The sequence below is a fragment of the Streptomyces sp. NPDC048290 genome (assembly GCF_040652095.1).
Classification (GTDB): domain Bacteria; phylum Actinomycetota; class Actinomycetes; order Streptomycetales; family Streptomycetaceae; genus Streptomyces.
In genome coordinates, this window is the sequence record NZ_JBEZLM010000010.1 from 127,065 (window position 1) to 149,379 (window position 22,315).

General features: G+C 72.3%; 18 protein-coding genes, 5 tRNA genes and 1 pseudogene. 16 read left to right on the forward strand and 8 right to left on the reverse strand.

All coding sequences use genetic code 11. The annotated features are described in order from the left end of the window. Positions 1 to 20: 20 nt before the first annotated feature. From AB0D49_RS19170 to AB0D49_RS19195, 6 genes are all read left to right on the forward strand, one after another. Complete coding sequence (locus AB0D49_RS19170; protein WP_362758594.1) at positions 21 to 749, forward strand: HAD family hydrolase; 729 nt, start codon at positions 21 to 23, stop codon at positions 747 to 749. Positions 750 to 839: 90 nt separating this feature from the next. Next, a tRNA-Gln gene (locus AB0D49_RS19175) sits at positions 840 to 911 on the forward strand. A gap of 40 nt (positions 912 to 951) precedes the next feature. Next, a tRNA-Glu gene (locus tag AB0D49_RS19180) sits at positions 952 to 1,024 on the forward strand. Positions 1,025 to 1,085: 61 nt separating this feature from the next. Then, positions 1,086 to 1,158 (forward strand) — tRNA-Glu (locus AB0D49_RS19185). Between the two features lie 20 nt (positions 1,159 to 1,178). Then, positions 1,179 to 1,250: transfer RNA gene (locus AB0D49_RS19190), tRNA-Gln, on the forward strand. A gap of 28 nt (positions 1,251 to 1,278) precedes the next feature. Next, a tRNA-Glu gene (locus AB0D49_RS19195) sits at positions 1,279 to 1,351 on the forward strand. 463 nt (positions 1,352 to 1,814) lie between these two features. Here AB0D49_RS19195 and ndgR read toward each other — a convergent pair. After that, positions 1,815 to 2,531 (reverse strand): IclR family transcriptional regulator NdgR, encoded by a 717-nt coding sequence (ndgR, locus tag AB0D49_RS19200; RefSeq protein WP_355744063.1) that lies wholly within the window; start codon positions 2,529 to 2,531, stop codon positions 1,815 to 1,817. A 200-nt stretch (positions 2,532 to 2,731) separates the two neighbouring features. On the opposite strand from ndgR, the gene leuC reads away from it, so the two are divergent. From leuC to AB0D49_RS19220, 4 genes are all read left to right on the forward strand, one after another. Next, a complete protein-coding gene (gene leuC / locus AB0D49_RS19205; protein ID WP_362758596.1) occupies positions 2,732 to 4,156 on the forward strand; it encodes a 3-isopropylmalate dehydratase large subunit in 1,425 nt (474 codons plus the stop codon). A 6-nt stretch (positions 4,157 to 4,162) separates the two neighbouring features. Continuing rightward, positions 4,163 to 4,756, forward strand: coding sequence for a 3-isopropylmalate dehydratase small subunit (gene leuD / locus AB0D49_RS19210; RefSeq protein ID WP_362758597.1), 594 nt, complete (start codon positions 4,163 to 4,165; stop codon positions 4,754 to 4,756). Between the two features lie 296 nt (positions 4,757 to 5,052). Beyond that, on the forward strand, positions 5,053 to 5,283 hold the full coding sequence (locus AB0D49_RS19215) for a hypothetical protein (RefSeq protein WP_355744072.1): 231 nt from the start codon (positions 5,053 to 5,055) through the stop codon (positions 5,281 to 5,283). Positions 5,284 to 5,419: 136 nt separating this feature from the next. Further along, a complete protein-coding gene (locus AB0D49_RS19220) occupies positions 5,420 to 6,064 on the forward strand; it encodes an HU family DNA-binding protein (protein WP_362758600.1) in 645 nt (214 codons plus the stop codon). Positions 6,065 to 6,417: 353 nt separating this feature from the next. Here the strand turns inward: AB0D49_RS19220 and AB0D49_RS19225 are convergent, their stop codons facing one another. Both AB0D49_RS19225 and cofC read right to left on the reverse strand, forming a co-directional pair. Further along, entirely contained in the window at positions 6,418 to 6,621 is a 204-nt protein-coding gene (locus AB0D49_RS19225; protein WP_362758602.1) for a hypothetical protein, read from the reverse strand. Between the two features lie 9 nt (positions 6,622 to 6,630). Further along, the gene (gene cofC / locus AB0D49_RS19230) at positions 6,631 to 7,269 is read right to left on the reverse strand and encodes a 2-phospho-L-lactate guanylyltransferase (protein WP_362758604.1); all 639 of its coding nucleotides are present in this window, start codon (positions 7,267 to 7,269) and stop codon (positions 6,631 to 6,633) included. Positions 7,270 to 7,458: 189 nt separating this feature from the next. Here cofC and AB0D49_RS19235 point away from each other — a divergent pair, with 189 nt between their 5' ends. From AB0D49_RS19235 to AB0D49_RS19245, 3 genes are all read left to right on the forward strand, one after another. Then, positions 7,459 to 8,448 (forward strand): lysophospholipid acyltransferase family protein, encoded by a 990-nt coding sequence (locus AB0D49_RS19235; protein WP_362758606.1) that lies wholly within the window; start codon positions 7,459 to 7,461, stop codon positions 8,446 to 8,448. Continuing rightward, positions 8,445 to 9,455, forward strand: coding sequence for an NAD(P)H-dependent glycerol-3-phosphate dehydrogenase (locus AB0D49_RS19240; protein ID WP_362758609.1), 1,011 nt, complete (start codon positions 8,445 to 8,447; stop codon positions 9,453 to 9,455). The genes AB0D49_RS19235 and AB0D49_RS19240 overlap by 4 nt, the downstream gene beginning before the upstream one ends. A gap of 380 nt (positions 9,456 to 9,835) precedes the next feature. Then, positions 9,836 to 10,993, forward strand: a complete 1,158-nt coding sequence (locus AB0D49_RS19245; RefSeq protein WP_362758611.1) for a D-alanine--D-alanine ligase family protein — start codon at positions 9,836 to 9,838, stop codon at positions 10,991 to 10,993. Positions 10,994 to 11,135: 142 nt separating this feature from the next. Here AB0D49_RS19245 and AB0D49_RS19250 read toward each other — a convergent pair whose 3' ends face one another. Together AB0D49_RS19250 and AB0D49_RS19255 are read right to left on the reverse strand one after the other, a co-directional pair. Continuing rightward, positions 11,136 to 11,648 carry a DUF3515 domain-containing protein gene (locus AB0D49_RS19250; protein WP_362758613.1) on the reverse strand — a complete coding sequence of 171 codons (513 nt, stop codon included), beginning with the start codon at positions 11,646 to 11,648 and terminating at the stop codon, positions 11,136 to 11,138. Positions 11,649 to 11,668: 20 nt separating this feature from the next. Then, positions 11,669 to 11,902 carry an Lrp/AsnC ligand binding domain-containing protein gene (locus AB0D49_RS19255; protein WP_362758615.1) on the reverse strand — a complete coding sequence of 78 codons (234 nt, stop codon included), beginning with the start codon at positions 11,900 to 11,902 and terminating at the stop codon, positions 11,669 to 11,671. Positions 11,903 to 12,075: 173 nt separating this feature from the next. On the opposite strand from AB0D49_RS19255, the gene AB0D49_RS19260 reads away from it, so the two are divergent. Together AB0D49_RS19260 and thiD are read left to right on the forward strand one after the other, a co-directional pair. Continuing rightward, positions 12,076 to 13,041: a thiamine-phosphate kinase gene (locus AB0D49_RS19260; protein ID WP_362758617.1), complete on the forward strand. Its 966-nt coding sequence runs from the start codon at positions 12,076 to 12,078 to the stop codon at positions 13,039 to 13,041. Then, entirely contained in the window at positions 13,038 to 13,859 is an 822-nt protein-coding gene (thiD, locus tag AB0D49_RS19265) for a bifunctional hydroxymethylpyrimidine kinase/phosphomethylpyrimidine kinase (RefSeq protein ID WP_362758619.1), read from the forward strand. The genes AB0D49_RS19260 and thiD overlap by 4 nt, the downstream gene beginning before the upstream one ends. 180 nt (positions 13,860 to 14,039) lie before the next feature. Here thiD and rpmB read toward each other — a convergent pair whose 3' ends face one another. Further along, positions 14,040 to 14,225, reverse strand: a complete 186-nt coding sequence (gene rpmB / locus AB0D49_RS19270) for a 50S ribosomal protein L28 (RefSeq protein WP_003993230.1) — start codon at positions 14,223 to 14,225, stop codon at positions 14,040 to 14,042. Between the two features lie 266 nt (positions 14,226 to 14,491). Between rpmB and AB0D49_RS19275 the strand changes: the two genes are divergently transcribed. Beyond that, on the forward strand, positions 14,492 to 16,246 hold the full coding sequence (locus tag AB0D49_RS19275) for a DAK2 domain-containing protein (protein ID WP_362758621.1): 1,755 nt from the start codon (positions 14,492 to 14,494) through the stop codon (positions 16,244 to 16,246). 168 nt (positions 16,247 to 16,414) lie between these two features. Here the strand turns inward: AB0D49_RS19275 and AB0D49_RS19280 are convergent, their stop codons facing one another. Both AB0D49_RS19280 and AB0D49_RS19285 read right to left on the reverse strand, forming a co-directional pair. Further along, complete coding sequence (locus AB0D49_RS19280; protein ID WP_362758623.1) at positions 16,415 to 19,381, reverse strand: tetratricopeptide repeat protein; 2,967 nt, start codon at positions 19,379 to 19,381, stop codon at positions 16,415 to 16,417. 1,018 nt (positions 19,382 to 20,399) lie between these two features. Continuing rightward, positions 20,400 to 22,223: pseudogene (locus tag AB0D49_RS19285) on the reverse strand (HSP90 family protein); the annotation flags it as partial. Between the last annotated feature and the right edge of the window lie 92 nt (positions 22,224 to 22,315).

Here is a 22,315-nt window from a genome sequence, read left to right on the forward strand (position 1 = left end):
GCGCGGGTTACCGTCGGATCATGAGCATCCGAGCCGTGGTCTGGGACGTCGACGACACCCTGTTCGACTACACCACCGCCGACCGGTCCGGCATGGGCAGCCATCTCGCCGCCGAGGGCCTGCTCGACGCGCACGGCGGCGCCGAGGCCGCCCTCACCCGCTGGCGGACGATCACCGACCGCCAGTGGGCCCGCTTCGCCGCCGGCGAGGTCACCTTCGAGGAACAGCGCCGCGACCGGGTCCGCGTCTTCCTCGACCAGAACCTCACCGACACCGAGGCCGAGCACTGGTACGCGCGGTACGTCACCCACTACGAGGCCGCCTGGTCGCTCTTCCCGGACGTCCTGCCGGTCCTCGACGCCCTCGCCGCCAGCCACCGGCACGCCGTCCTCTCCAACTCCAGCCTCCACGTCCAGGACCGCAAGCTGCGCCTGCTCGGGGTCCGCGACCGCTTCGAGGCCGTGCTCTGCGCCGCCGATCTCGGCGTGAGCAAACCCGAGCCCGCCGCCTTCCACGCCGCCTGCGAGGCCCTCGCCCTGCCCGCCCACGAGATCGCCTACGTCGGCGACCACCCGGAGATCGACGGCCGCGGGGCGGCGAGCGCCGGGCTGCTGTCGGTGTGGATCGACCGGACCGGCACGGACACCGCCGCCGTCCCCGAGGGCGGCCACCGGATCGTCTCGCTCGCCGAACTCCCCGCGCTGCTCGGCGCGGATACCCGTTTTGGAGCCCCGTCCACCTTCGGGTAATGTTCTTCCTGCGCCGCCGGAGAGCGGGCCGAGAGGCCAGACCCAGCGTCGCAGACTAGAACAAGATCCCCGCAGGGGCTTGCGTTCCAGTGGCCTATGGTGTAATTGGCAGCACGACTGATTCTGGTTCAGTTAGTCTTGGTTCGAGTCCAGGTAGGCCAGCTCGCAGAGCTTCATCTGCACCGCGGATCTCATCCGCAAAGCCCCCGTTGTGTAGCGGCCTAGCACGCTGCCCTCTCAAGGCAGTAGCGCCGGTTCGAATCCGGTCGGGGGTACAGATCCTTCCCGCGATGACAGCAGGGTCGCTCCCGCTGACGTCGATGCAGGATCGCTAGGGCCCCCGTTGTGTAGCGGCCTAGCACGCCGCCCTCTCAAGGCGGTAGCGCCGGTTCGAATCCGGTCGGGGGTACAAACTGGTCTAAACCACATTGGTCTATGGTGTAATTGGCAGCACGACTGATTCTGGTTCAGTTAGTCTTGGTTCGAGTCCAGGTAGACCAGCTCGGATCTGCGGAAACGTATGATCCTCGCCCCCGTTGTGTAGCGGCCTAGCACGCCGCCCTCTCAAGGCGGTAGCGCCGGTTCGAATCCGGTCGGGGGTACGGGAACGATGGCTCTTCGCCTGACCGGGAGGTTGGGTGGGGGGCCATTTTTCGTGTGCCGGGTGACTTTGGTGGGCGTTGTGCCTACGGGGGTGGGGTCGCTGGGGTTGGGGGGCGGGTGCGGGTTGTGGGGGGTTTTGCGCAGTTCCCCGCGCCCCTAAGAGATGCACAGTTCCCCGCGCCCCCGATCAAAAGACGTCCGCCCCTGTTCCCGATCAAAAGACGTGCGGGCCCCCTGTTCCGCTTCAAAAGACGTGCGGGTGCCCGCGTTCCCGAAAGGCGCGGAGTTTCCCGTGCCCCCGCACAATGCGCAGGTCCCCTTGTTCCTCGAAGGTGCGCAGGTCCCTGCGTTCCCGGTGATCACGAAGAGGGTCGCTGGGGGTGCGGGTTCCCTTGGGTTTGGCGAGCAGGTGGGCGGTGCGGGGGTCGCGGCGTTGGGGCCCCCTTCCGCCCTCTCCGCTGGTCAGCCGGTGCGGCGGAGGGCCTCTGAGAGGCGGCCTGCCGCGTCGATGACGGCCTGGGCGTGCATACGGCCGGGGTGGCGGGTGAGGCGTTCGATGGGGCCGGAGACCGAGACGGCGGCCACCACGCGGTTGGACGGGCCGCGTACCGGCGCCGAGACCGAGGCGACACCGGGCTCACGCTCGCCGATCGACTGGGCCCAGCCCCGGCGGCGTACGCCCGACAGGGCCGTGGCCGTGAAGCGGGCGCCCTGGAGGCCGCGGTGCAACCGCTCCGGCTCCTCCCAGGCCATCAGGATCTGGGCGGAGGAGCCCGCCTTCATGGTGAGCGTCGAGCCGACCGGGACCGTGTCCCGCAGGCCGGACAGGCGTTCCGCCGCCGCCACACAGATCCGCATGTCGCCCTGGCGGCGGTAGAGCTGGGCGCTCTCGCCCGTGACGTCCCGCAGATGCGTGAGGACCGGGCCGGCCGTGGCCAGCAGACGGTCCTCGCCGGCCGCCGCCGCCAGCTCGGCGAGACGCGGACCGAGAATGAAACGGCCCTGCATGTCGCGTGCCACCATGCGGTGGTGTTCCAGGGCCACGGCCAGGCGGTGAGCCGTGGGTCGTGCCAGTCCGGTGGCCGTGACCAGACCCGCGAGGGTGGCCGGGCCGGACTCCAGAGCGCTCAGGACGAGGGCCGCCTTGTCCAGAACGCCGACGCCGCTACTGTTGTCCATGCAACGATATTCGCGTCTCACTCTGTGAAACGCAAGTTCAATTTTTCGTGGAACGCGCCACTCTGGACATACACGAAGGCACAGGGGCCCGCGGTTTCGCAGGGGCCTGGCGGTCCGCGCCCGGAACCGAGGGGGAGGGCGCCGCCGCCTCTCGATCTCTAGTTGGGCCGGAGCGCAGTGCGCCGGCCGGAGGGAAAGCGATGGGTAGGACACTCGCGGAGAAGGTCTGGGACGACCATGTCGTCCGGCGCGCGGAGGGCGAGCCCGACCTTCTCTACATCGATCTGCACCTGCTGCACGAGGTGACCAGCCCGCAGGCGTTCGACGGACTGCGCAAGACCGGGCGTACCGTGCGCCGCCTGGACCTCACCATCGCCACCGAGGACCACAACACCCCGACCCTCGACATCGACAAGCCCATCGCGGACCCGGTCTCCCGCGCCCAGCTGGAGACGCTGCGCAAGAACTGCGCCGACTTCGGGGTCCGACTGCACCCGCTCGGGGACGTCGAGCAGGGCGTCGTCCATGTCGTCGGCCCGCAGCTGGGCCTGACCCAGCCCGGCACGACCGTGGTCTGCGGCGACTCGCACACCTCCACGCACGGCGCCTTCGGTGCGCTGGCGTTCGGTATCGGCACCTCGCAGGTCGAGCATGTGCTCGCCACCCAGACGCTGCCGATGGCCCGCCCGAAGACCATGGCGATCACGGTCGACGGCGCGCTGCCCGACGGGGTCACCGCCAAGGACCTGATCCTGGCGATCATCGCGAAGATCGGCACCGGCGGCGGCCAGGGCTATGTCCTGGAGTATCGCGGCGAGGCCATCGAGCAGCTCTCGATGGAAGCCCGGATGACCATCTGCAACATGTCCATCGAGGCCGGTGCCCGCGCGGGCATGATCGCCCCCGACGAGACCACCTTCGCCTACCTCAAGGGACGCGCCCACGCCCCCGAGGGCGAGGACTGGGACGCCGCCGTCGCCTACTGGCGCACGCTGCGCACGGACGCCGACGCCGAGTTCGACGCCGAGGTCGTCATCGACGCCGCCGCGCTGTCGCCGTTCGTCACCTGGGGCACCAACCCGGGCCAGGGTGCGCCCCTTTCGGCGGACGTCCCCGACCCGGCTTCGTACGAAGACGCCTCGGAGCGGTTCGCCGCCGAAAAGGCCCTGGAGTACATGGGGTTGGCGGCCGGGCAGCCGCTGCGCTCCATCAACGTGGACACCGTCTTCGTAGGTTCCTGCACCAATGGGCGGATCGAGGACCTGCGGGCCGCGGCGGCCATCCTCAAGGACCGCAAAGTCGCCGACGGGGTACGGATGCTGGTCGTGCCGGGCTCCGCGCGGGTCGGGCTCCAGGCCGTCTCCGAGGGTCTGGACGCGGTCTTCAAGGACGCCGGCGCCGAATGGCGGCACGCGGGCTGCTCGATGTGTCTGGGCATGAACCCGGACCAGCTGGCCCCGGGGGAGCGCTCGGCGTCCACCTCCAACCGCAACTTCGAGGGACGGCAGGGCAAGGGCGGCCGTACGCATCTGGTGTCTCCGCAGGTCGCGGCTGCCACCGCGGTGCTCGGGCACCTCGCCTCCCCGGCCGACCTGACCGACGACCGCACGCCCGCTGGAGTCTGAACCGCCATGGAAGCATTCACCACCCACACCGGCCGGGCCGTCCCGCTGCGCCGCAGCAATGTGGACACCGACCAGATCATCCCCGCCCACTGGCTCAAGAAGGTCACCCGGGACGGGTTCGAGGACGGGCTGTTCGAGGCCTGGCGCAAGGACGAGAGCTTTGTGCTCAACCGTCCGGAGCGGCAGGGGGCGACCGTGCTGGTCGCCGGGCCCGACTTCGGTACCGGCTCGTCCCGTGAGCACGCCGTCTGGGCGCTCCAGAACTATGGCTTCAAGGCCGTGATCTCCTCCCGGTTCGCCGATATCTTCCGGGGCAACTCGCTGAAGAACGGCCTGCTCACCGTGGTGCTGGAGCAGAAGATCGTGGACGCGCTCTGGGAGCTGACCGAGCGCGACCCCGAGGCCGAGGTGACCGTCGACCTGGAGAGCCGTGAGGTCCGGGCCGAGGGCATCACCGCCGCCTTCGAACTGGACGAGAACGCCCGCTGGCGGCTGCTGAACGGGCTGGACGACATCTCCATCACGCTCCAGAACGAGGCCGACATCGCCACGTACGAGGCCGGACGGCCCTCCTACAAGCCGCGCACCCTGAGCGTGTGAGCCGGGCGGGTCCCCGCGACCCGCCCGACCCCGCCCGACCTTGTCTCACGGTCGAAATTCGGCCATCGCATACCCTGCCCGTACCCCCGATCGGCCCGATCGGGGGTACGGGCGTTTCTGTACCCGTACGGCGGCATGCCGTGCCGGAGCGGTCCACAACGTCCCATGTCACAGGGGTGGTTGACGGAAATCGGGGCGTGGGCCGGGGAGCCCCGGGCGGGCCCCGAAAGGGCCGTTAGAGGGGGCAGTTGCCCCCCGAGCAGGCGACAACTCGCCCCAGATGGCACAATCTGTGCATGGGACACGACGGCCAACTCAAGCTCTATGCGGCGGTCGCGGACCAGCTCAAGGAAGCGCACACAGCAGTGCGCGCACTGCAAGTCCCGGAGGGCGTACGGATGGCGCTGACCCGGAAGCTGCTGGTCATTACGGCCGCGGCCAAGCACGATCTCGCCGATGCGGCAAGGCGTCTGGAGGCGTTCACCGCTGATCTCGACGAGGGTCGATTCCCCGACGAGGAAGGCTGAACGAGACAGGGCAGTCGAGTCCGTTGCGGCACAAGGGTGATAAGCCCGTTTCGTGTTTGATTTGCGGTATATATCTGCCTAACGTGCGAAAAAGCCTGAACACTTTCGTTCCGGCAATGTCTCCGAAGGGGAAGACGTGAACAAGGCGCAGCTCGTAGAAGCGATTGCCGACAAGATGGGCGGCCGTCAGCAGGCCGCCGATGCCGTCGACGCGGTCCTGGACGCCATCGTCCGCGCGGTCGTCGCCGGCGACCGGGTCTCGGTCACCGGGTTCGGCTCGTTCGAGAAGGTCGAGCGTCCCGCTCGCTACGCCCGCAACCCTCAGACGGGCGAGCGGGTTCGGGTCAAGAAGACCTCTGTGCCGCGCTTCCGCGCGGGTCAGGGCTTCAAGGACCTGGTCAGCGGCTCGAAGAAGCTCCCGAAGGGTGACATTGCCGTGAAGAAGGCCCCCAAGGGCAGCCTGACCGGGGGTGCCTCGGCCACGGTGAAGAAGGCCGCGGCCAAGAAGACCACCGCGAAGAAGGCGGCCACCAAGGCCGTGGCCAAGAAGACCACGGCGAAGAAGACCACCGCGAAGAAGGTGGCCACCAAGGCCGTGGCCAAGAAGACCACCGCCAAGAAGACCACGGCGGCGGCCAAGAAGACGGCGGCGAAGAAGACCACCGCCAAGAAGGCGACGGCCAAGAAGGCCCCGGCGAAGAAGGCGACGGCCAAGAAGGCCCCCGCCAAGAAGTCGACGGCCCGCAAGACCACCGCCAAGAAGGCCACCGCCCGCAAGTAGGCGGACCGCAGGGCACTCACGCGCCGGGCCGGGCTCCCCAGGGAGCCCGGCCCGCGGCGTGTCACGAGTCAATGGGTGGGTGTGTGGGGGATCGGGGGGGTGGGTGGGGGGTTTGACCTGTGGTTTTCTGGGTTCGCCGTGGTTTGGCGGGCTTTGCTGGGGTCTGGCTGGGTTCGTTGCGGTGTGGCTGGGTTCGCCGTGGGTGGGCCGGTTTTACCTTGGGCGGGCTGGTTTTGCCGTGGGCGGGCTGGTTTCGCTGCCGACCGGCGGGGTTCGCCCGCGCCCCGGCTGGTTCCGGCGCGGTCCGGGTGTGTGGCCTCGCGGCAGGGCTGTGGCCCTGGTGACGGGAGGGGCTACAGCGTCTGGAGGGTCACCAGGGTGATCCGGCGGGCCTCGCCCTCGCCCGCCGTCTCGATGCGCACCCGCTGGCCGGGACGGAGCAGCCGCAGCCCGCCCGCGTCGAAGGCGGCGGCGTCGAACGGCACCGGGGTGCCGTCGTCCAGCAGCACCTGACCGCTGCGGGTGTCGGCGTCGTACGTGTATGCGGTCGCCTGCATGACCGCAGCCTACTGCCCGGCGATCAGCAGCCGCGCCCCGGCCGCGGCCGTCCACGGACCCACGCCGAGGGCCAGTGCCGCACGCAGATCGGCGCCGGTGTCCACGTCCTGTCGTACCGAATCCACCGTGTCGAGGACGAGTTCCCGGGCGCCGGAGGCGTGGTGGCGGGCTCGGGAATCCGTGCCGAATGCCGGACGCAATTCCATGCCGGGGCCCGCGGCGAGGAGAGTGGTGCCGACACCGGCCGCATCCGGCAGGAAAGCGCGCGGGAATTGCGCCGCCGCGTCCAGTACCCGGGCCAATTCCGTGGGGCGCAGTGCCGGGAGATCGGCGTTGAGGGCAGCCACCGGGGTATTGGGGAGGGCGGTCCGTACCTTTGCGGCGCCGAACTCCAGCGCGGCGTTCAGACCGCGGCCCGGCTCGTCGGGGAGGACGCCCGCGCCCAGCGCGGACAGCTCACGGGTGGCCAGGGCGTCGTCCGTGACGACGGCCACATCGCGCACCGCCGGGCAGGCCAGGGCCGCCGCCACGGTGTCCTGGGCGAAAGCCAGCGCCAGACTCGGCCGCAGTGTGTCGGAGGCGGTGTCCGCGAGCCTGCTCTTGGCCCGCGCCAAGGGCTTCAGGGGTATCACCAGGGTCCACTGCACCAGCGTTTCCGTCCTTCTCTTGTCGCGGCCATTGTCACCCGGACCGTCACACGGTTTCCTCGGCCGGAGCGTGCGGGGCCACGGCGGGGAGCGGTGGCCGGTGACCGGCGGGCGTACGGTGTTCTCGACAGACAGGCGGCCTGGGGCGACACTTGTGCGGCCCCCCAGGCCCTAGAGGAAGGTGTTCGCGTGCCCCGCCGCAGAAAGGGCTTCTGGTACCGCTTGGCCGCGGTCCTCTGCAAACCGCCCCTGCTGGTTCTGCTGAAGCGGGACTGGCGCGGAATGGAGCACATTCCGGCCGAGGGCGGATTTATCACGGTGGTGAACCACAATTCCCACGTCGACCCCTTCGCGTACGCGCACTTCCAGTACAACACCGGACGCGTTCCGCGATTCCTGGCGAAGAGCGGTCTTTTCAAGAAGGGGTTCGTGGGCGCCGCCATGCGCGGCACCGGGCAGATCCCCGTCTACCGGGAGAGCACCGACGCCCTCAGCGCCTTCCGGGCCGCCATCGGCGCCGTGGAGCGCGGTGAGTGCGTCGCCTTCTACCCGGAGGGCACCATCACCCGGGACCCGGACGGCTGGCCCATGACCGGCAAGACCGGGGCCGCGCGGGTCGCCCTGAAGACCAAGTGCCCGGTCGTGCCGGTCGCCCAGTGGGGCGCCAACGAGCTGCTCCCGCCGTACAGCAAGAAGCTCCGGATCTTCCCGCGCAAGACCCACCATGTGCTGGCCGGGCCGCCGGTGGACCTCTCCGGCTTCTACGGCCGGGAGATGACCGCGGAGGTGCTCAAGGAGGCGACCGAGGTCATCATGGCCGCGATCACCCGCCATCTTGAGGAGATCCGCGGCGAGCAGGCGCCCGCCACGCCCTACGATCCTCGCCGGGAGCGTATCGAGCAGCGTCGGCGCACCCAGGAGCAGACGCGGGACCCGTCCCGTGAGCGGACCCGGGACGACGAGTCTCGCGAGCAGACCGGTGCGCGGCACGAGGAGCAGGAGCCAGCGTCGGAGCTGGAGCCTGAGTCTGAGCCTGAGCAGGTGGAGGCTTCGGCGCGGTCGCGTTCGCGGTCCGGGGCGCAGTCCGAATCGCAGTCGCAGGGCAAGCAGGCGCGGGCGCAGGCGCAGGGCAAGCAGTCGCAGTCGCAGGGCAAGCAGGCGGAGGGGCGGAGCAAGTGAGCAAGGCGGTCAAGGCGGCGGTCTTCAGCGCCGGTTCGTGGGGCACGGCGTTCGGCATCGTGCTCGCCGACGCGGGGTGCGAGGTCACCCTCTGGGCGCGCCGCGCGGAGGTCGCGGACGCCATCAACTCCACCCGGACCAACCCCGACTACTTCCCGGGTGTCGAGCTGCCGCGCAATCTGCGGGCCACCACCGACCCCGCCCAGGCCGCCGCGGACGCCGACTTCACCGTGCTGTCCGTCCCCTCGCAGACCCTGCGCGCCAATCTCGCCGCCTGGACCCCGCTGCTGGCCCCCGGCACGGTCCTGGTCTCCCTGATGAAGGGGGTCGAGCTGGGCACCACCATGCGGATGACCGAGGTCGTCGCCGACGTCACCAAGTCCGACCCCGACCGCATCGCCGTGGTCACCGGGCCCAACCTCGCCCGGGAGATCGCCGCGCGGATGCCCGCCGCCGCCGTCGTGGCCAGCGCCGACGAAGGGGTCGCCCAGCGTCTTCAGGCCGCCTGCCACACCCCGTACTTCCGCCCGTACACCAACACCGACGTGGTCGGCTGCGAGCTGGGCGGCGCGGTGAAGAACGTCATCGGGCTGGCCGTCGGTATCGCGGACGGCATGGGTCTCGGGGACAACGCGAAGGGCTCGCTCATCACCCGCGGGCTCGCCGAGACCACCCGGCTCGGGCTCGCCATGGGCGCCGATCCGCTGACCTTCTCGGGCCTCGCCGGGCTCGGCGACCTGGTGGCCACCTGCTCCTCGCCGCTGTCCCGCAACCACACCTTCGGCACCAATCTCGGCAAGGGCATGACCCTGGAGCAGACGATCGCGGTCACCAAGCAGACCGCCGAGGGCGTCAAGTCCTGCGAGTCGGTGCTCGATCTGGCCCGTCGCCACGGTGTCGACATGCCCATCACCGAGACGGTCGTCGGGATCGTCCACGAGGGCAAACCGCCTGTGGTCGCCCTCAAGGAACTGATGTCCCGCAGCGCCAAGCCGGAACGCCGCTGAGCGGGAGACCGGGCGGGTGACCGGGCTTCGCCCGGAACGGTGACCGGGGCAGGTGACCGTGTGTCGCCGGGAGCGGTGACCGGGCGCGGCGCCTATGACGCGCGGGGAACCGGCGAGTTCCAGGGCTGTTCCTGGGGAGTTCCGAGGAACCCGGTACGCGGGTCCGGCGGCCGGGTCGGGTCGGAGAGGGCCATAGGGCCGGGCAGGTTCCGTGCGGCCGTACGGTCGGGCGGGTTCCGTGCATGTGAGGGGGCGGACGAGGGACATACGGTCCGGCCCGCCCCCGCGTATGTGCCGCCTCCCGGAGCCGGGACATATGTGCGACGCCCCGGACCGGGGCGCTAGGAGCCGGGCAGGTCTGCGGGTACGCTCAACGCGATATGAGCAGCGAGAACCTCCCCCAGAGTCCCGGACAGACCTTCCGTAAGCCGCGTGTGGCCGTCGTGTTCGGTGGGCGCAGCTCCGAGCACGGGATCTCCGTGGTCACCGCCGGTGCCGTCCTGCGGGCCATCGACCGGACCAGGTACGAGGTCCTGCCGATCGGCATCACCCAGGACGGCCGCTGGGCGCTCACCGCCGACGCCCCGGAGCGGATGGCGATCTCCGAGCGTCGGACGCCCAGCGTGGACGACCTGGCCGAGTCAGACGAGGGGGTCGTGGTGCTCCCCGTGGACCCCGCGAACCGTGAAGTCGTCTACAGCGAACCCGGCTCGGTGCCCAAGGCGCTGGGCGAGGTCGATGTCGTCTTCCCGGTGCTGCACGGCCCCTATGGCGAGGACGGCACCCTTCAGGGGCTGCTGGAGCTGTCCGGGATTCCCTATGTCGGCTCCGGGGTGCTCGCCTCGGCCGTCGGCCAGGACAAGGAGTACATGAAGCGGGTGTTCACCTCCTTCGGGCTCGCGGTGGGCCCGTATCTGGTGATCCGCCCCCGGGAGTGGCGCGGTGACGAGTCCGCCGTCCGCGCGCGGATCGTGGAGTTCGCCGCGGAACACGGCTGGCCGCTGTTCGTGAAGCCCGCCCGCGCGGGGTCCTCCATCGGCATCACCAAGGTCGACGGCCCCGCCGCACTGGACGAGGCCCTCGCCGAGGCGCGGCGCCACGACCCGAAGATCCTGGTCGAGGCGGCGCTCAGGGGCCGGGAGATCGAGTGCGGGGTGCTGGAGTTCGAGGACGGCCCGCGGGCCTCCGTACCGGCCGAGATCCCGCCGCCGCAGGAGCACGCGTACTACGACTTCGAGGCCAAGTACATCGACTCCACGCCCGGAATCGTTCCCGCGCCGCTGACGCCCGAGGAGACCGCCGAGGTGCAGCGGCTGGCCGTGGCCGCGTTCGAGGCCGCGTCCTGCGAGGGACTGGTCCGCGCGGACTTCTTCCTGACCGACTCCGGTGACTTCGTGATCAACGAGATCAATACGATGCCCGGCTTCACGCCGATCTCCATGTACCCGCAGATGTGGGAGAAGAGCGGGGTCGGTTACGCGGAGCTGGTCGACCGGCTCATCCAGGCGGCGCTGGACCGCTCGACGGGGCTCAGGTAGGGCGCCCGGCGGGACACGGGCCGGATACCGGGGCGGGACACAGGTGGGGCGCCCGGCGGGACACGGGCCGGATACCCGGGCGGGACACAGGTAGGCCGCCTGGCGCCTGGACTGAACGCCTCCAGAACGCCCCGCCCGGCCGTCAGTCGGCGATCCCCTCGGGAACGGCCCCCTTGATCGCCGGTGCCAGATCCACCAGCACCCCCGCGCTGTCGCCCTCGCGCTCCCCGGGCACCGTGACCTCCACATACGCGACCCGGCTCGCGGTGGTGAAGCGGAACCCCCCGTCACCGGCCTTCTCCTGGAGCCAGTCGACCCCGTCGACGCCCCCCGCGACGGCGTCGGCGTCACCGCCCTCCGCCACCTTGGGATCGATCATCTTCGGCGGTCGTACGACCCCGCACCGCAGTATGATCGCCGGGCTCCCCCACCCCGCGGTCAGCGTGGAAGCCGGCTGCGGATCGTCACGTTCCCGACCGGCCACCGTCGCGGGCAGCGCATCGTCCAGCTTTCCGCACAGTTCGGTCACCGTCGCGTCCGGCGACGGAACCTCGGCGGTGGCGGTGTCGTCTGCTGATGAGCAGCCCGCGACGGTGATCGCGAGGACGAGCACGAGCGGGGGCAGGCCGAGCGGCCGGTGACGGAAGAGACGCACCGGCCCAGCGTAGACGGGGGCTACAGATGGACCACCGGGCAGGTCAGGGTGCGCGTGATGCCGTCCACTTGCTGGACTTTCGCGACCACCATGCGGCCCAGGTCATCGACGGTGTCGGCCTGGGCGCGGACGATGACGTCATAGGGACCCGTCACGTCCTCGGCCTGGACGACACCAGGGATCTTGCTGATCGTGTCGGCGACGGCCGACGCCTTGCCGACCTCCGTCTGGATCAGGATGTACGCCTGTACCACGGAACCTCCAGGGCGGCCACGAGGATCATGTGGGGAAAAGGAACGCCACGGTATCGCGTCGCCGCACGCCACGGGGAGACCTGGCGAGGCCGGGCGCGCACGCGCCAGGGTGCACATACGACGGACGTTGACGGCCGCCGCGGTCGTACCGGGACAGAAGGGGCGTAAGCGCAATGAAGGGCACTGTGGGTGAGGTGGGTGAGTTCGGGCTCATCAGGGAGCTGACCTCCCGGCTCACCACCAACCCGGCGGTCCGGGTCGGCCCCGGCGACGACGCCGCGGTGGTCGCCGCGCCCGACCGGCGTGTCGTGGCGAGCACCGACATCCTGCTGGAGGGCCGGCACTTCCGCCGCGACTGGTCCACCGCCTACGACGTCGGCCGCAAGGCCGCCGCCCAGAACCTCGCGGACATCGCCGCCATGGGGGCCGTGCCGACCGCCCTGCTGCTGGGCCTCGTGGTCCCCGCCGAACTCCCGGTCACCTGGCCGACCGAGCTGATGGACGGACTGCGCGACGAGTGCCAGGTCGCCGGTGCCTCCGTGGTCGGCGGCGATGTGGTGCGCGGGGACACCATCATGGTGTCGATCACCGCGCTCGGCGATCTGCGCAACCAGGAGCCGGTGACGCGGGCCGGTGCCCGGCCGGGCGACCTGGTCGCGGTGACCGGCTGGCTTGGCTGGTCCGCGGCCGGGTTCGCGGTGCTCTCGCGCGGCTTCCGCTCACCGCGCGCCTTCGTCGAGGCCCACCGCCGCCCCGAGCCGCCCTACCACGCGGGACCGGCCGCCGCCGGGCTGGGCGCGACCGCCATGTGCGACGTCAGCGACGGGCTGATCGCCGACCTCGGGCACATCGCGGAGTCCAGCAAGGTACGGATCGACATCCGCTCCGGCGCCATCGACATCCCCTCCCAGATGAACGACATCGGCCAGGCCGTCGGCGTGGACCCGCTCCAATGGGTGCTGACCGGGGGCGAGGATCATGCGATCGTCGCCACCTTCCCGCCGGACGTGAAACTGCCCGCCCGCTGGAAGGTGATCGGCGAGGTGCTGAACCCCTCGGCGCTGCCGCAGGTGACCGTGGACGGGGCACCATGGACCCGCAAGGGCGGCTGGGACCACTTCGGGGACATCGAGTCATGAGCACCGCCCCCGCGCGCGTCCTGACCGTGGCAGGCTCCGACTCCGGCGGCGGCGCCGGTATCCAGGCCGATCTGAAGACCATGCTTGCCCTCGGCGTGCACGGCATGAGCGTTCTCACCGCCGTCACCGCGCAGAACTCGCTCGGTGTGCAGGGCACCTGGGAACTCCCGGTGGCGGCCGTCCGCGCCCAGTTCCGCAGTGTCGTCGACGACATCGGCGTCCAGGCGGTCAAGACCGGCATGCTGGCCTCCGCCGAACTCGTGGAGACGGTCGCCGACCTGCTCGGCGGCACGGACGCCCCCGCCGTGATCGACCCGGTCGGCGTCTCCAAGCACGGCGACTCCCTGCTTGCCGCGTCCGCGCTGGACTCCGTACGCGGCCTGCTGCTGCCCCGCGCGACCGTCGTCACCCCGAACCTGGACGAGGTGGCCCAGCTCACCGGCGTCCGGGTCGGCTCGGAGGCGGACATGCGCACGGCCGCCGAAGCGCTCCTCGTATGGGGCCCGCGCTGGGTGCTGGTGAAGGGCGGGCATCTGCCCGGCGAGGCGGTGGACCTGCTCACGGACGGCTCCGAGGAGCACTGGCTGCGGGCCCCGCGCCACGACAACCGCCACACCCATGGCACGGGCTGCACCCTCGCCTCCGCGATCGCCTCCCGGCTCGCCCTCGGCGACCCGGTACCGGAGGCGGTGACCGCGGCGAAACGCTATGTGACCGGGGCGATAGCGGCCGGATTCGCGCTGGGCGGCGGGATCGGACCGGTGGACCACGGGTGGGAGCTGGCGCGGGGGACGGGGTCTGGGTCTGGGCGCGGGTAGGTGGCCCGGAGGGGGCGGATGCGTGCGGTACGGATTCCTCTCGTACAGCCGCCTATGGCCCTGTTCCGTACGGCGGTCCAGGCGACCCCCACGGAAGTCTGGGCACGGCAAAAAGCCGACCCACCGAAGTGGGTCGGCTCGATGCGGCGAACCAGCTGTGGCCGCGCGCTCAGCTGAGCGTCAGCGCGAGACCTTGCCGGCCTTGATGCACGAGGTGCAAGCGTTCACGCGCTTCGGCGTCCCGCCGACCACGGTACGTACACGCTGGATGTTCGGGTTCCAGCGGCGGGACGTACGGCGGTGCGAGTGCGAGATGTTGTTGCCGAAGCCCGGCCCCTTGCCGCAGACGTCGCAGTTGGCAGCCACGGGTCACTCCAAAGACTTCAGATGAACTTACGGTGGACCCCGGCGGGCCGGGATCGAAATGATCTGGGTGGCGTTGCCAGGGGGAATGGCCCGATCAGGATCGGGCAACCGAAGCAGCATACAACGGCTGCAGCGGTGCAACGAAATTACCATGGCCCCTGAGCGGCCCGATCCCCGCCTGCCCTGCCCGCCCCGCCCTCCTCGGGCCCGTCGGCGGGCCCGGGACTACGCTGCGTCCCACGTCCGGCAGGTCCCTAGGAGGCGCAGTGGCGCAGGTGCCGCAGACATTCTTCGATGCTCTCGCGGTGCGTACCTGGTGCGGTCTCGCGCTGGAGGCACTGGGTCGCGCGCGGGAGGAGATCGACGCGATCAATGTCTATCCGGTCGCGGACGGGGACACCGGGACGAATCTCTATCTGACCGTCGAGTCGGCCGCCGCGGCCGTGGAGGCGGTCTTCGCGGGCCACGAGGTCGGCACCCGCACCACCGAGGGGCCCTCGCTCGCCGACGCGGCGCACGCGATGGCCCACGGTGCACTGATCGGGGCGCGGGGCAACTCCGGGACGATCCTGGCGCAGCTGCTGCGGGGCATGGCGCAGGTGCTGGCCAGGGACGGGGCCGGGGACGGGGACGGGCGTGCCGCGGACGGGAGCGGCGACCTGGACAGGACGGGTGACGACGGTGGCGGCGCCCGCGCGGTCCGTGCCGACGGCCCGCGGCTGGGGCGCGCCCTGCGGCACGCGGCCGACGCGGCCCGCGAGGCCGTGGCGCACCCCGTGGAGGGGACCGTGCTGTCGGTGGCCTCCGCCGCCGCCGACGCGACCCGGGCGGCCCGCCCCGGGGACGACTGCGGGACGGTCGCGCGAGCGGCCTACGAGGCCGCCCGTACGGCGCTGGCGGCGACGCCCGGACAGCTGGCCGTGCTCGGCCGCGCCGGGGTCGTGGACGCCGGGGGACGGGGCCTGGTGGCGGTGCTGGGGGCGCTGGTGGAGACGTTCACGGGGGAGAGCCCCGGGGCGCCGCCCGCGAGCCTCGCCGGACCGGTCCCGGACGCGGCCCCCGCCGTGGAGTGCGCCGACGAGACCCATGACGGCGAAGGCCCCGCCTACGAGGTGATCTACCTCCTGGAAGCCGGTGAACCGGCCGTGGCACGGCTGCGGGAACGGCTCGACGCGCTCGGCGACTCGCTGGTCGTGGTCGGCGGGGACGGGCTGTGGAACGTCCATGTGCACGTCGACGACGCCGGGGCCGCCGTGGAGGCCGGGGTCGAGGCCGGGCGGCCGTACCGCATCCGGATCACCCACTTCGGTGCCGGGGACGTGCACAGCGCGCGGACGGAGCGGATGCCCCGGGAGCGGGCGCAGCGAGCCGTGGTGGCGGTGGTGCCGGGGGAGGGGCTGGCGGGGCTGTACGCGGAGGCGGGGGCGACGACCGTGCTGGCCCGCCCCGGGGAGCCGCCCGCGAGCGGGGAACTGGTGGAGGCGGTACGGCGGGCCCACGCGCGCGAGGTCGTGCTGCTGCCCAACGACGCCGAGCTGCGCCACACGGCAGCGGCGGCGGCGGAGCAGGCACGTGTGGAGGGCGTCCGGGTGGCGCTGATCCCGACCCGGTCGGCGGTGCAGGGCATCGCGGCGCTCGCCGTGCACGCCCCGGAGCGGCGGTTCGACGAGGACGTGGTCGCCATGACCTCGGCGGCCGGGGCCACCCGCTACGCCGAGGTGGCGGTCGCGGAGCGCCAGTCCTGGACCATGGCGGGGATCTGCCAGGCCGGGGACGTGCTCGGGCTGATCGACGGCGATGTCGCGGTGATCGGCTCCGAGGTCACCGCCATCGCGGCCAAGGTCCTGGACCGGATGCTGTCTGCGGGGGGCGAGCTGGTCACCCTCGTCCTCGGGGACGAGGCACCCGCCGCGATCGCCGAGCATCTGGAGTCCCGGGTCCGGGAGTCGTACCTGGCGGTGGACACGGTGGTGTACCGGGGCGGTCGGCAGGGTGCGCTGCTGCTGATCGGGGTGGAGTAGGGGGTGCGGTTCCGTCGGGAGCCCCGGCCCTGGGTGGCTTTCCCGGGCCGGGGCTCCTGTGCAGCGGTCGCCTGTCTGGACGAGGCTCCTGTGTGACGGCCTTGCTGTGGACGAGGGTCCTGTGCGGCGCCCTCGCTGGACGGGGCTCCCGCGTGGGGCCGCTCCCCGCTATGCCTCCCCGTCCTCGGTGGCGGTGTCGTCCTCCGTCAGGGTCTCCAGCATCCGTTCCGCCTCCCGGCGGCGCAGGCCCGCCGCCTCGTTCCCGCCGCCGTCCTCGGCGGCGGCGTCGGCGTAGGCGGCGAGGACCGCCCGTGCGCGGCTGCGGGCGGCGTCGGGGCGGCCGAGGTCGGCCTCCAGCCAGCCCGCGGCGAGTTCGGCGCCCGTGCGGGCGTGGAGGGCGGCCGGGCCCAGGGACCCGAAGACCTCCACGGCGTGGGTCAGCTCGGTCAGCGCCGCCTCGAAGCCGGGCTCGAAAGCGCCGTCCCCGTCCTCGTCGCCGCCCGCCGCGCGGGCCAGCAGATCGCCGAACTGACGATGGGTGTGCCCGAGTTCCAGGGTGAGCGCGTGCCGGGACTCGCCGTCGGGAGCCGCCCCCAGGGCCGCCGCGCACTCCCGCACCGCGCGGGCCATCAGCTCCGGCGCGGCGTCCCGAGTGCCCTCCTCGCGCAGGGCCAGCCAGGCTCGGGCCCGCAGGGCACGCACGAGGCCGTGGAGGTCGCCCAGCGAGCGCCACAGCTCGCCCGCGCGGTCGTACGCCCGGTCCGCTTCGGTCAGCATCCCGGCGGCGCCGAGGGACTCCGCGGCGAGATGGGCCAGCGTGGCGTGGTCCTGCTGCTCCGGCCAGTGCCGGGCGAGGTCCGCCGCCTGGAGCCGCCGCTCCGCCGCCGCGCGGTGCTCGCCCAGCTCGCTGAGCGCGTCCCCGAGCCACCACTGCGTCTGGACCACCGCCCCGTCGCCGTGTGTCTCGACCCTCAGGTCGCCGAGCGCGGACTCCAGCACCTCCGCGGCCTCCGCGAAGCGCCCCTGGGGCAGCAGGAAGCCGCCCAGCAGCTGCCGCGCCCAGGCGCCCAGCTCGGGGCCCTCGCCCGCCTCGTCGGCCCAGTGCGCGGCCTCCAGGGCGTGATCGGCGGCCTCGGCGGGCCGTCCGGTCGCCCCGAGCACCTCCGCCAACTGGAGGTTCAGCCGGGCCCGGCCGGGCGGCTCCAGATACGCCCCGCCGTGCTCCAGCGCGGCCCGCAGCGCCCGCTCGGCCCCGGCCGGATCGCCCAGGTGGTGCGCGAGTCCGGCGAGCCGGGCCTCGTACTCCACCGCGAACCACGGCAGCCCCGCGTCCACGAACCCGGCCGCCGCCCGCTCGAACAGCTCGGCGGCCCCCGGCAGGTCCCCGCGGCGCGCCGCCAGCTCGGCGAGCATCGCCCGCGTCTCGGCGGCCCGCGCGGCGAGCTGTACGTCCTCCCCGGTCCGGCCCTCGACCAGGGCCGCCACCTCGCGCACAGCCGTCTCGGCGGTGTCCAGGACGCCCTGCCCGGTCTCCTCGCCCGCCTCATGGACGCGCCGCATCAGGATGCGGGCCCGCGCCATCACCACCGACGCGGTCTGCCGCAGACCCGTGCCCTCGGCCGCGTACAGCGCGAGCACCTCGTCGTACGGCCCCGCCACCAGCGCGAGAGCCTCATCGACCTGTCCGGACAGCGCCCGCACGTACAGCGCCCGCGCGCGTGCCGCCAGGGCCTCGCCGGGGTCGCCCGCCGCCGCGTAGAACTCTGCCGCCCGCTCGAAGGACTCCAAGCCCTCCGGGCCCAGCCCCATCGCGCGGTGGTCGGCGATCTCCGCGCGGTCACGCGCCTCCAGCTCGACGCCCTCGGCGGCGCGCGCGACCGCCGCCCACGCCTCCACGGCGTGCGGCTGGAGCGTGTCCGACTGGCGCCGCGCCTCGGCCAGCAGCGCCGCCAGATCGGGTGCCGAGGGGGACTCGTCCAGGATCGGCCCGGGGCGGACGGGGGCGGTCGTGGACACCGCGCGTATGGAGCGCACCCCGAGGGGCAGACGTTCCGTCAGCGGGCGTTGAGCCATCCGCTCGCGGGCCCGCTCGGTGACGTACGAGGTGCCGTTGCGGGCGTCGAAACGGGCCGCCAGGGCGAGGGCTTCCGCGCGGGCGTGCCCGGCCAGGTCGGCGGCCGTCCAGGCGCGGCCCGCCGGACCAGGCACCGGGCCGTCGCCTAGGCCAAGTTCCGTCAGCCGGTCCATGAGCAGGGCCACCACGCTCAGGAAGTCCAGCCGGCTGCGCGGATGCCCGGCGTCGGTGAAGTACGCCGGGCGCTCCGCGAGCAGCTCCAGCGCGCGGGCCTCGTTCCCGCTCAACGCGCAGAACTCCACATGGTCCGCGTAGGCGCCCCGCATGCTCTCCATCGGCCGCACCAGTCGGAAGCCGCGTAGATGGTGGGAGCGGGCCTCGTCGAGGCGGCCGAGCCGCAGCAGCGGCAGCAGGGACGAGGCGAGCGCGGTGTGCGGCTCGTGCGCGCAGGTGTACTCGCTCTCCAGGACCGGCCCCCACAGGTCGAGCGCCTGCGCGTCCCGGCCCCGCTCCGCCTGCCACCAGCCCTGTCCGTGCAACTCACACGCGTGGCAGTCGGCCATGTCGTCCCGGTCCGCCGCCAGCCACGCCGAGTAGGCCCGCTCTGCGCGCTCCACATCGCCCACATGTGCGGCGACGCTGAACTCGGCGCTGCGCACCGCGCGTTCCGAGTGCCCGGCGAGCCGATAGCGGTGCTCCATCTCGCCGAGCCACTTCTCGATCGAGGCGAGCGGGATGTGCGGCTGGTCCAGCATGCCCGCCGACATCCACTTGAAGACCCAGTGCAACGAGTGCGTCTCGTAGGCGTCGAAGTCGTCGGGCCGTTCGTCCCACATGCGCAGCAGCCGCGCGAAGGGGACGAACATCTTGTCCTTCTCGGAGCTGTAGTTGTAGACCTTCAGCTGGTGGCCGAGTGCCTCGATCACGGCCAGCGGGACGTCCAGTTTCTCGGCCTCGGCGAGCAACTGCTCCGCGCGCGCGTTGCGGGCCGGGCCCTCCGGGCGTTCGGAGTTCTCCGCCATGGCCTGGCGCAGCGAGTCGAAGTCGGTGATCTCACTCATCGGTGACCGTTCCCGGGGGAGTCTGAGTCGGGGCCGCTGGGACCAGGAAGTCGGGAGGGGCCGGAGGGCTCGGGCGGCTCGGGGCGCGCGGCGGGACCGGGTGCTTCGGACCGCGCGGCGAGGCGGGTGGCCCGGACCGCGCGGCGAGGCCCGGTGGCCCGGACGCCCCGGTTGTCACCGATGACCCCGATGGCTCCGTCCGTTCGGATAGCTCAGCTGGCCCGGACGGTCTGGACGGCTCAGACGGCTCGGATTGCCCGGATCCGGATTGCCCGGATCGCCCGGAGGGGCTGGCGGGCCTAGACGGGCCAGACGGCTCAGACGGGCCAGCGGGACCAAGGGAGTCCCGAGGGCCGGTGGAGCCGTCGGAGGGCCTGGAGGGACCCTCCTGGCCTCCTGAGCCCTCAGCGCCGCGGAAGCTGCCGGAGCCCCCCGCCCCGCCTGGGGCCGGATCTCCAGGGCCCCCGGAGCCGCCCGAGCCCCCGATACCGCCTGAGCCTCCGAAACCGCCCGAGCTACCGAAGCCGCTGGAGCCACCCGAGCCCCCCAAGTCGCCCGAGCGCCCAGAGCCGTCAGGTCCCCCGGAGTCGCCAGGGGAACCCAGACCGCCCGAGCTCCTGGAACTCCCCGAGCCCCCGGATTCCCCGGAACGTCCTGAGCCTCCCGGACCCTCAGAGCTGCCCGAGCCCCCAGAATCCCCGGAACGTCCTGAGCCTCCCGGACTCCCAGAGCTGCCCGAGCCCCCGGAATCCCCGGAACCCCCGGAGCCTCCAGGACCCCCAGAGCCGCCCGAGCCCCCAGAGCCCCCAGAGCCCCCGGAACCCCCTGAGCCTCCGAAGCCTCCCGGACCCCCAGAGCCACCCGAGTCCCAAGGACCCCCGGAGCCCCCAAGCCCCCCAGAGCCCCCAAGGCCTCCGAAGCCCCCCGGACCCCCCGGACCCCCCGGACCCCCCGGACCCCCGAAACCGCCCGGCCCCCCGAAACCGCCAGGCTCGTCCGGCCCTCCGCCCCCCGACCCGTCCCCATGCGTCGCCCACTCCAGGAGCCCGATGAACGCCCGGTTCAGCAGCGCGGAGTCCGCCGGGCGCAGCGGGCGCTGGGCCATCAGCAGGGCCTGCCCGTACAGCGACTCCGTGGCCGTACCGATCAGTTCCCGGTCCTGGAGGGCGCTGATCCGCCGGATCAGCGGGTTGAGATGGTTGAGGACCAGCCGCGCGCGGGGGGCGCTGCCGCGCAGCGAGCCCAGGATGCCCGCCCACAGGTCGTCGGCCTGCGCCTCGGCCTCCGCGCGGGCCTGTTCGTGCCGTGCCTGGCGGTCGTCCAGATGCAGCGCCGGGACCGACAGCGGATGGAACGCGCGGAGCACGACATCGCAGCCCAGCGGGTCGAGGGCCGCCCGCGCGGCGCCCAGGAAGCCGGACAGGGCCAACTCCTCCGCCGGGTCCACGGCGTCCAGATGGGCCGTCACCGTGTCGGCGTCCAGCTCCGCCACCGACGAGCCCGGCCGTACCGACGGCAGCGCCTCCACCAGCTCGCTGTCGTACGTGTAGCCGCCGTTGACGACGCCGATGCCCTGGGCCGACGCGATCGGGGCGACCTGCCGGAACTCCTCGACCGTCCGGGTGAAGTGCACCACCGGATGCCGCTGCGCGAACTCCTCCAGCGACAGCTGGCCGTCCGTGGTCTCGAACGGCAGCCAGGGCAGCATCGTGCGGAGCATGTCCTTGTCGTGCCGGGCGAGCGACTTCACGCCCAGGTGGTGCACCGAAAGGAACGCGGCGAGCCGCTGCGGGTCGCCCGCCGCCAGCCCGGTCAGCCAGGAGCGGATGCGCTCGCCGAGCGCCTCACGTACGGCGGCCAGGGTCTCGTCCTCGTACAGCGCCTCGCGCGAGGCGGTCGGCCGCAGGCTGTCGGTGTCCAGGACACACCGCACGAAGAACGCCCAGTCGGGCAGCAGCTGTTCGGCCCGCTCGGTGAGCAGCATGCCCTTGAGATGCACCCGGTGCCGGGCGCGCTGCGCCGGGCTGACCGCCGAGGGCAGCACATACGCGACGCCCTTGACCCCGGCGAGCGGCACGCCCAGGTCGATCGAGTCCAGCGGGCCGAACCCGAACAGCTCCTGGCAGTGCCGGGCCAGCGCCACCCGCCGGGTCGCGGGGGACGGGTAGGGGCGGTCCCAGGGGGCGGGCAGGTCGGTGACCTCCTCCGCCCCGACCCGGACGTCGTACGGCAGCAGGGAGCCGAAGTCCCGGGCCAGCTCCAGGACCCGGCCCTCGGCCAGCCACTCGGCCGCGCCCGCGCGGGCCTCCAGATGGACGGTGGTACCGGGTTCGGGCCGGGCCGAGTCGGGGAGCGTCCGCACGGTGTAGGAGCCGTCGTCGGTCGCCGTCCACTCCACCGGACGGGCGTCCGGCCTGCGGGCGCTGCGGCTGACCACGCGGATCTTCTCGGCGACCACGAAACACGCCAGCAACCCGATGCCGAACTGCCCGAGGAAGTCCGAGCGGGCCTCCTGGAGCCCCTCGGCCCGCTTCGAGCTGCGGCCGATGGTGGCCAGCAGGGTGTGCACGTCCGACTCGGTGAGTCCGACACCGGAGTCCTCCACCCGCAGGGCGCCGCCCTCGGCGTACAGGCGTACGCGGGCGGGCGCGTCGGGCTGTTCGGCCCGCCGGGCGGTGATCGCGTCGACCGCGTTCTGGAGCAGCTCGCGCAGGTAGACCCGGGGACTGGAGTAGAGGTGATGGGAGAGCAGGTCCACCAGACCACGCAGGTCGACCTGGAACGTATGGGGTGGGTGGGGAGGCTGAGAAGCCTGGGATGACTGTGAGGTCTGTGAATCCATCGTCGCTGCGCCGGTGGGGGGTTTCGCGGCGGCGCGGGGTCGGGCGGCCCCGCTGAGGGTGACCGCGGATGGGCGGACGGACGGAACGGAAC

Coding starts and splice junctions, on each gene's coding strand:
- AB0D49_RS19170 (WP_362758594.1), top strand. CDS start 21: ATGAGCATCCGAGCCGTGGTCTGGGACGTCGACGACACCCTGTTCGAC.
- ndgR (WP_355744063.1), bottom strand. CDS start 2,531: ATGGACAACAGTAGCGGCGTCGGCGTTCTGGACAAGGCGGCCCTCGTC.
- leuC (WP_362758596.1), top strand. CDS start 2,732: ATGGGTAGGACACTCGCGGAGAAGGTCTGGGACGACCATGTCGTCCGG.
- leuD (WP_362758597.1), top strand. CDS start 4,163: ATGGAAGCATTCACCACCCACACCGGCCGGGCCGTCCCGCTGCGCCGC.
- AB0D49_RS19215 (WP_355744072.1), top strand. CDS start 5,053: ATGGGACACGACGGCCAACTCAAGCTCTATGCGGCGGTCGCGGACCAG.
- AB0D49_RS19225 (WP_362758602.1), bottom strand. CDS start 6,621: ATGCAGGCGACCGCATACACGTACGACGCCGACACCCGCAGCGGTCAG.
- AB0D49_RS19245 (WP_362758611.1), top strand. CDS start 9,836: ATGAGCAGCGAGAACCTCCCCCAGAGTCCCGGACAGACCTTCCGTAAG.
- AB0D49_RS19260 (WP_362758617.1), top strand. CDS start 12,076: ATGAAGGGCACTGTGGGTGAGGTGGGTGAGTTCGGGCTCATCAGGGAG.
- thiD (WP_362758619.1), top strand. CDS start 13,038: ATGAGCACCGCCCCCGCGCGCGTCCTGACCGTGGCAGGCTCCGACTCC.
- AB0D49_RS19280 (WP_362758623.1), bottom strand. CDS start 19,381: ATGAGTGAGATCACCGACTTCGACTCGCTGCGCCAGGCCATGGCGGAG.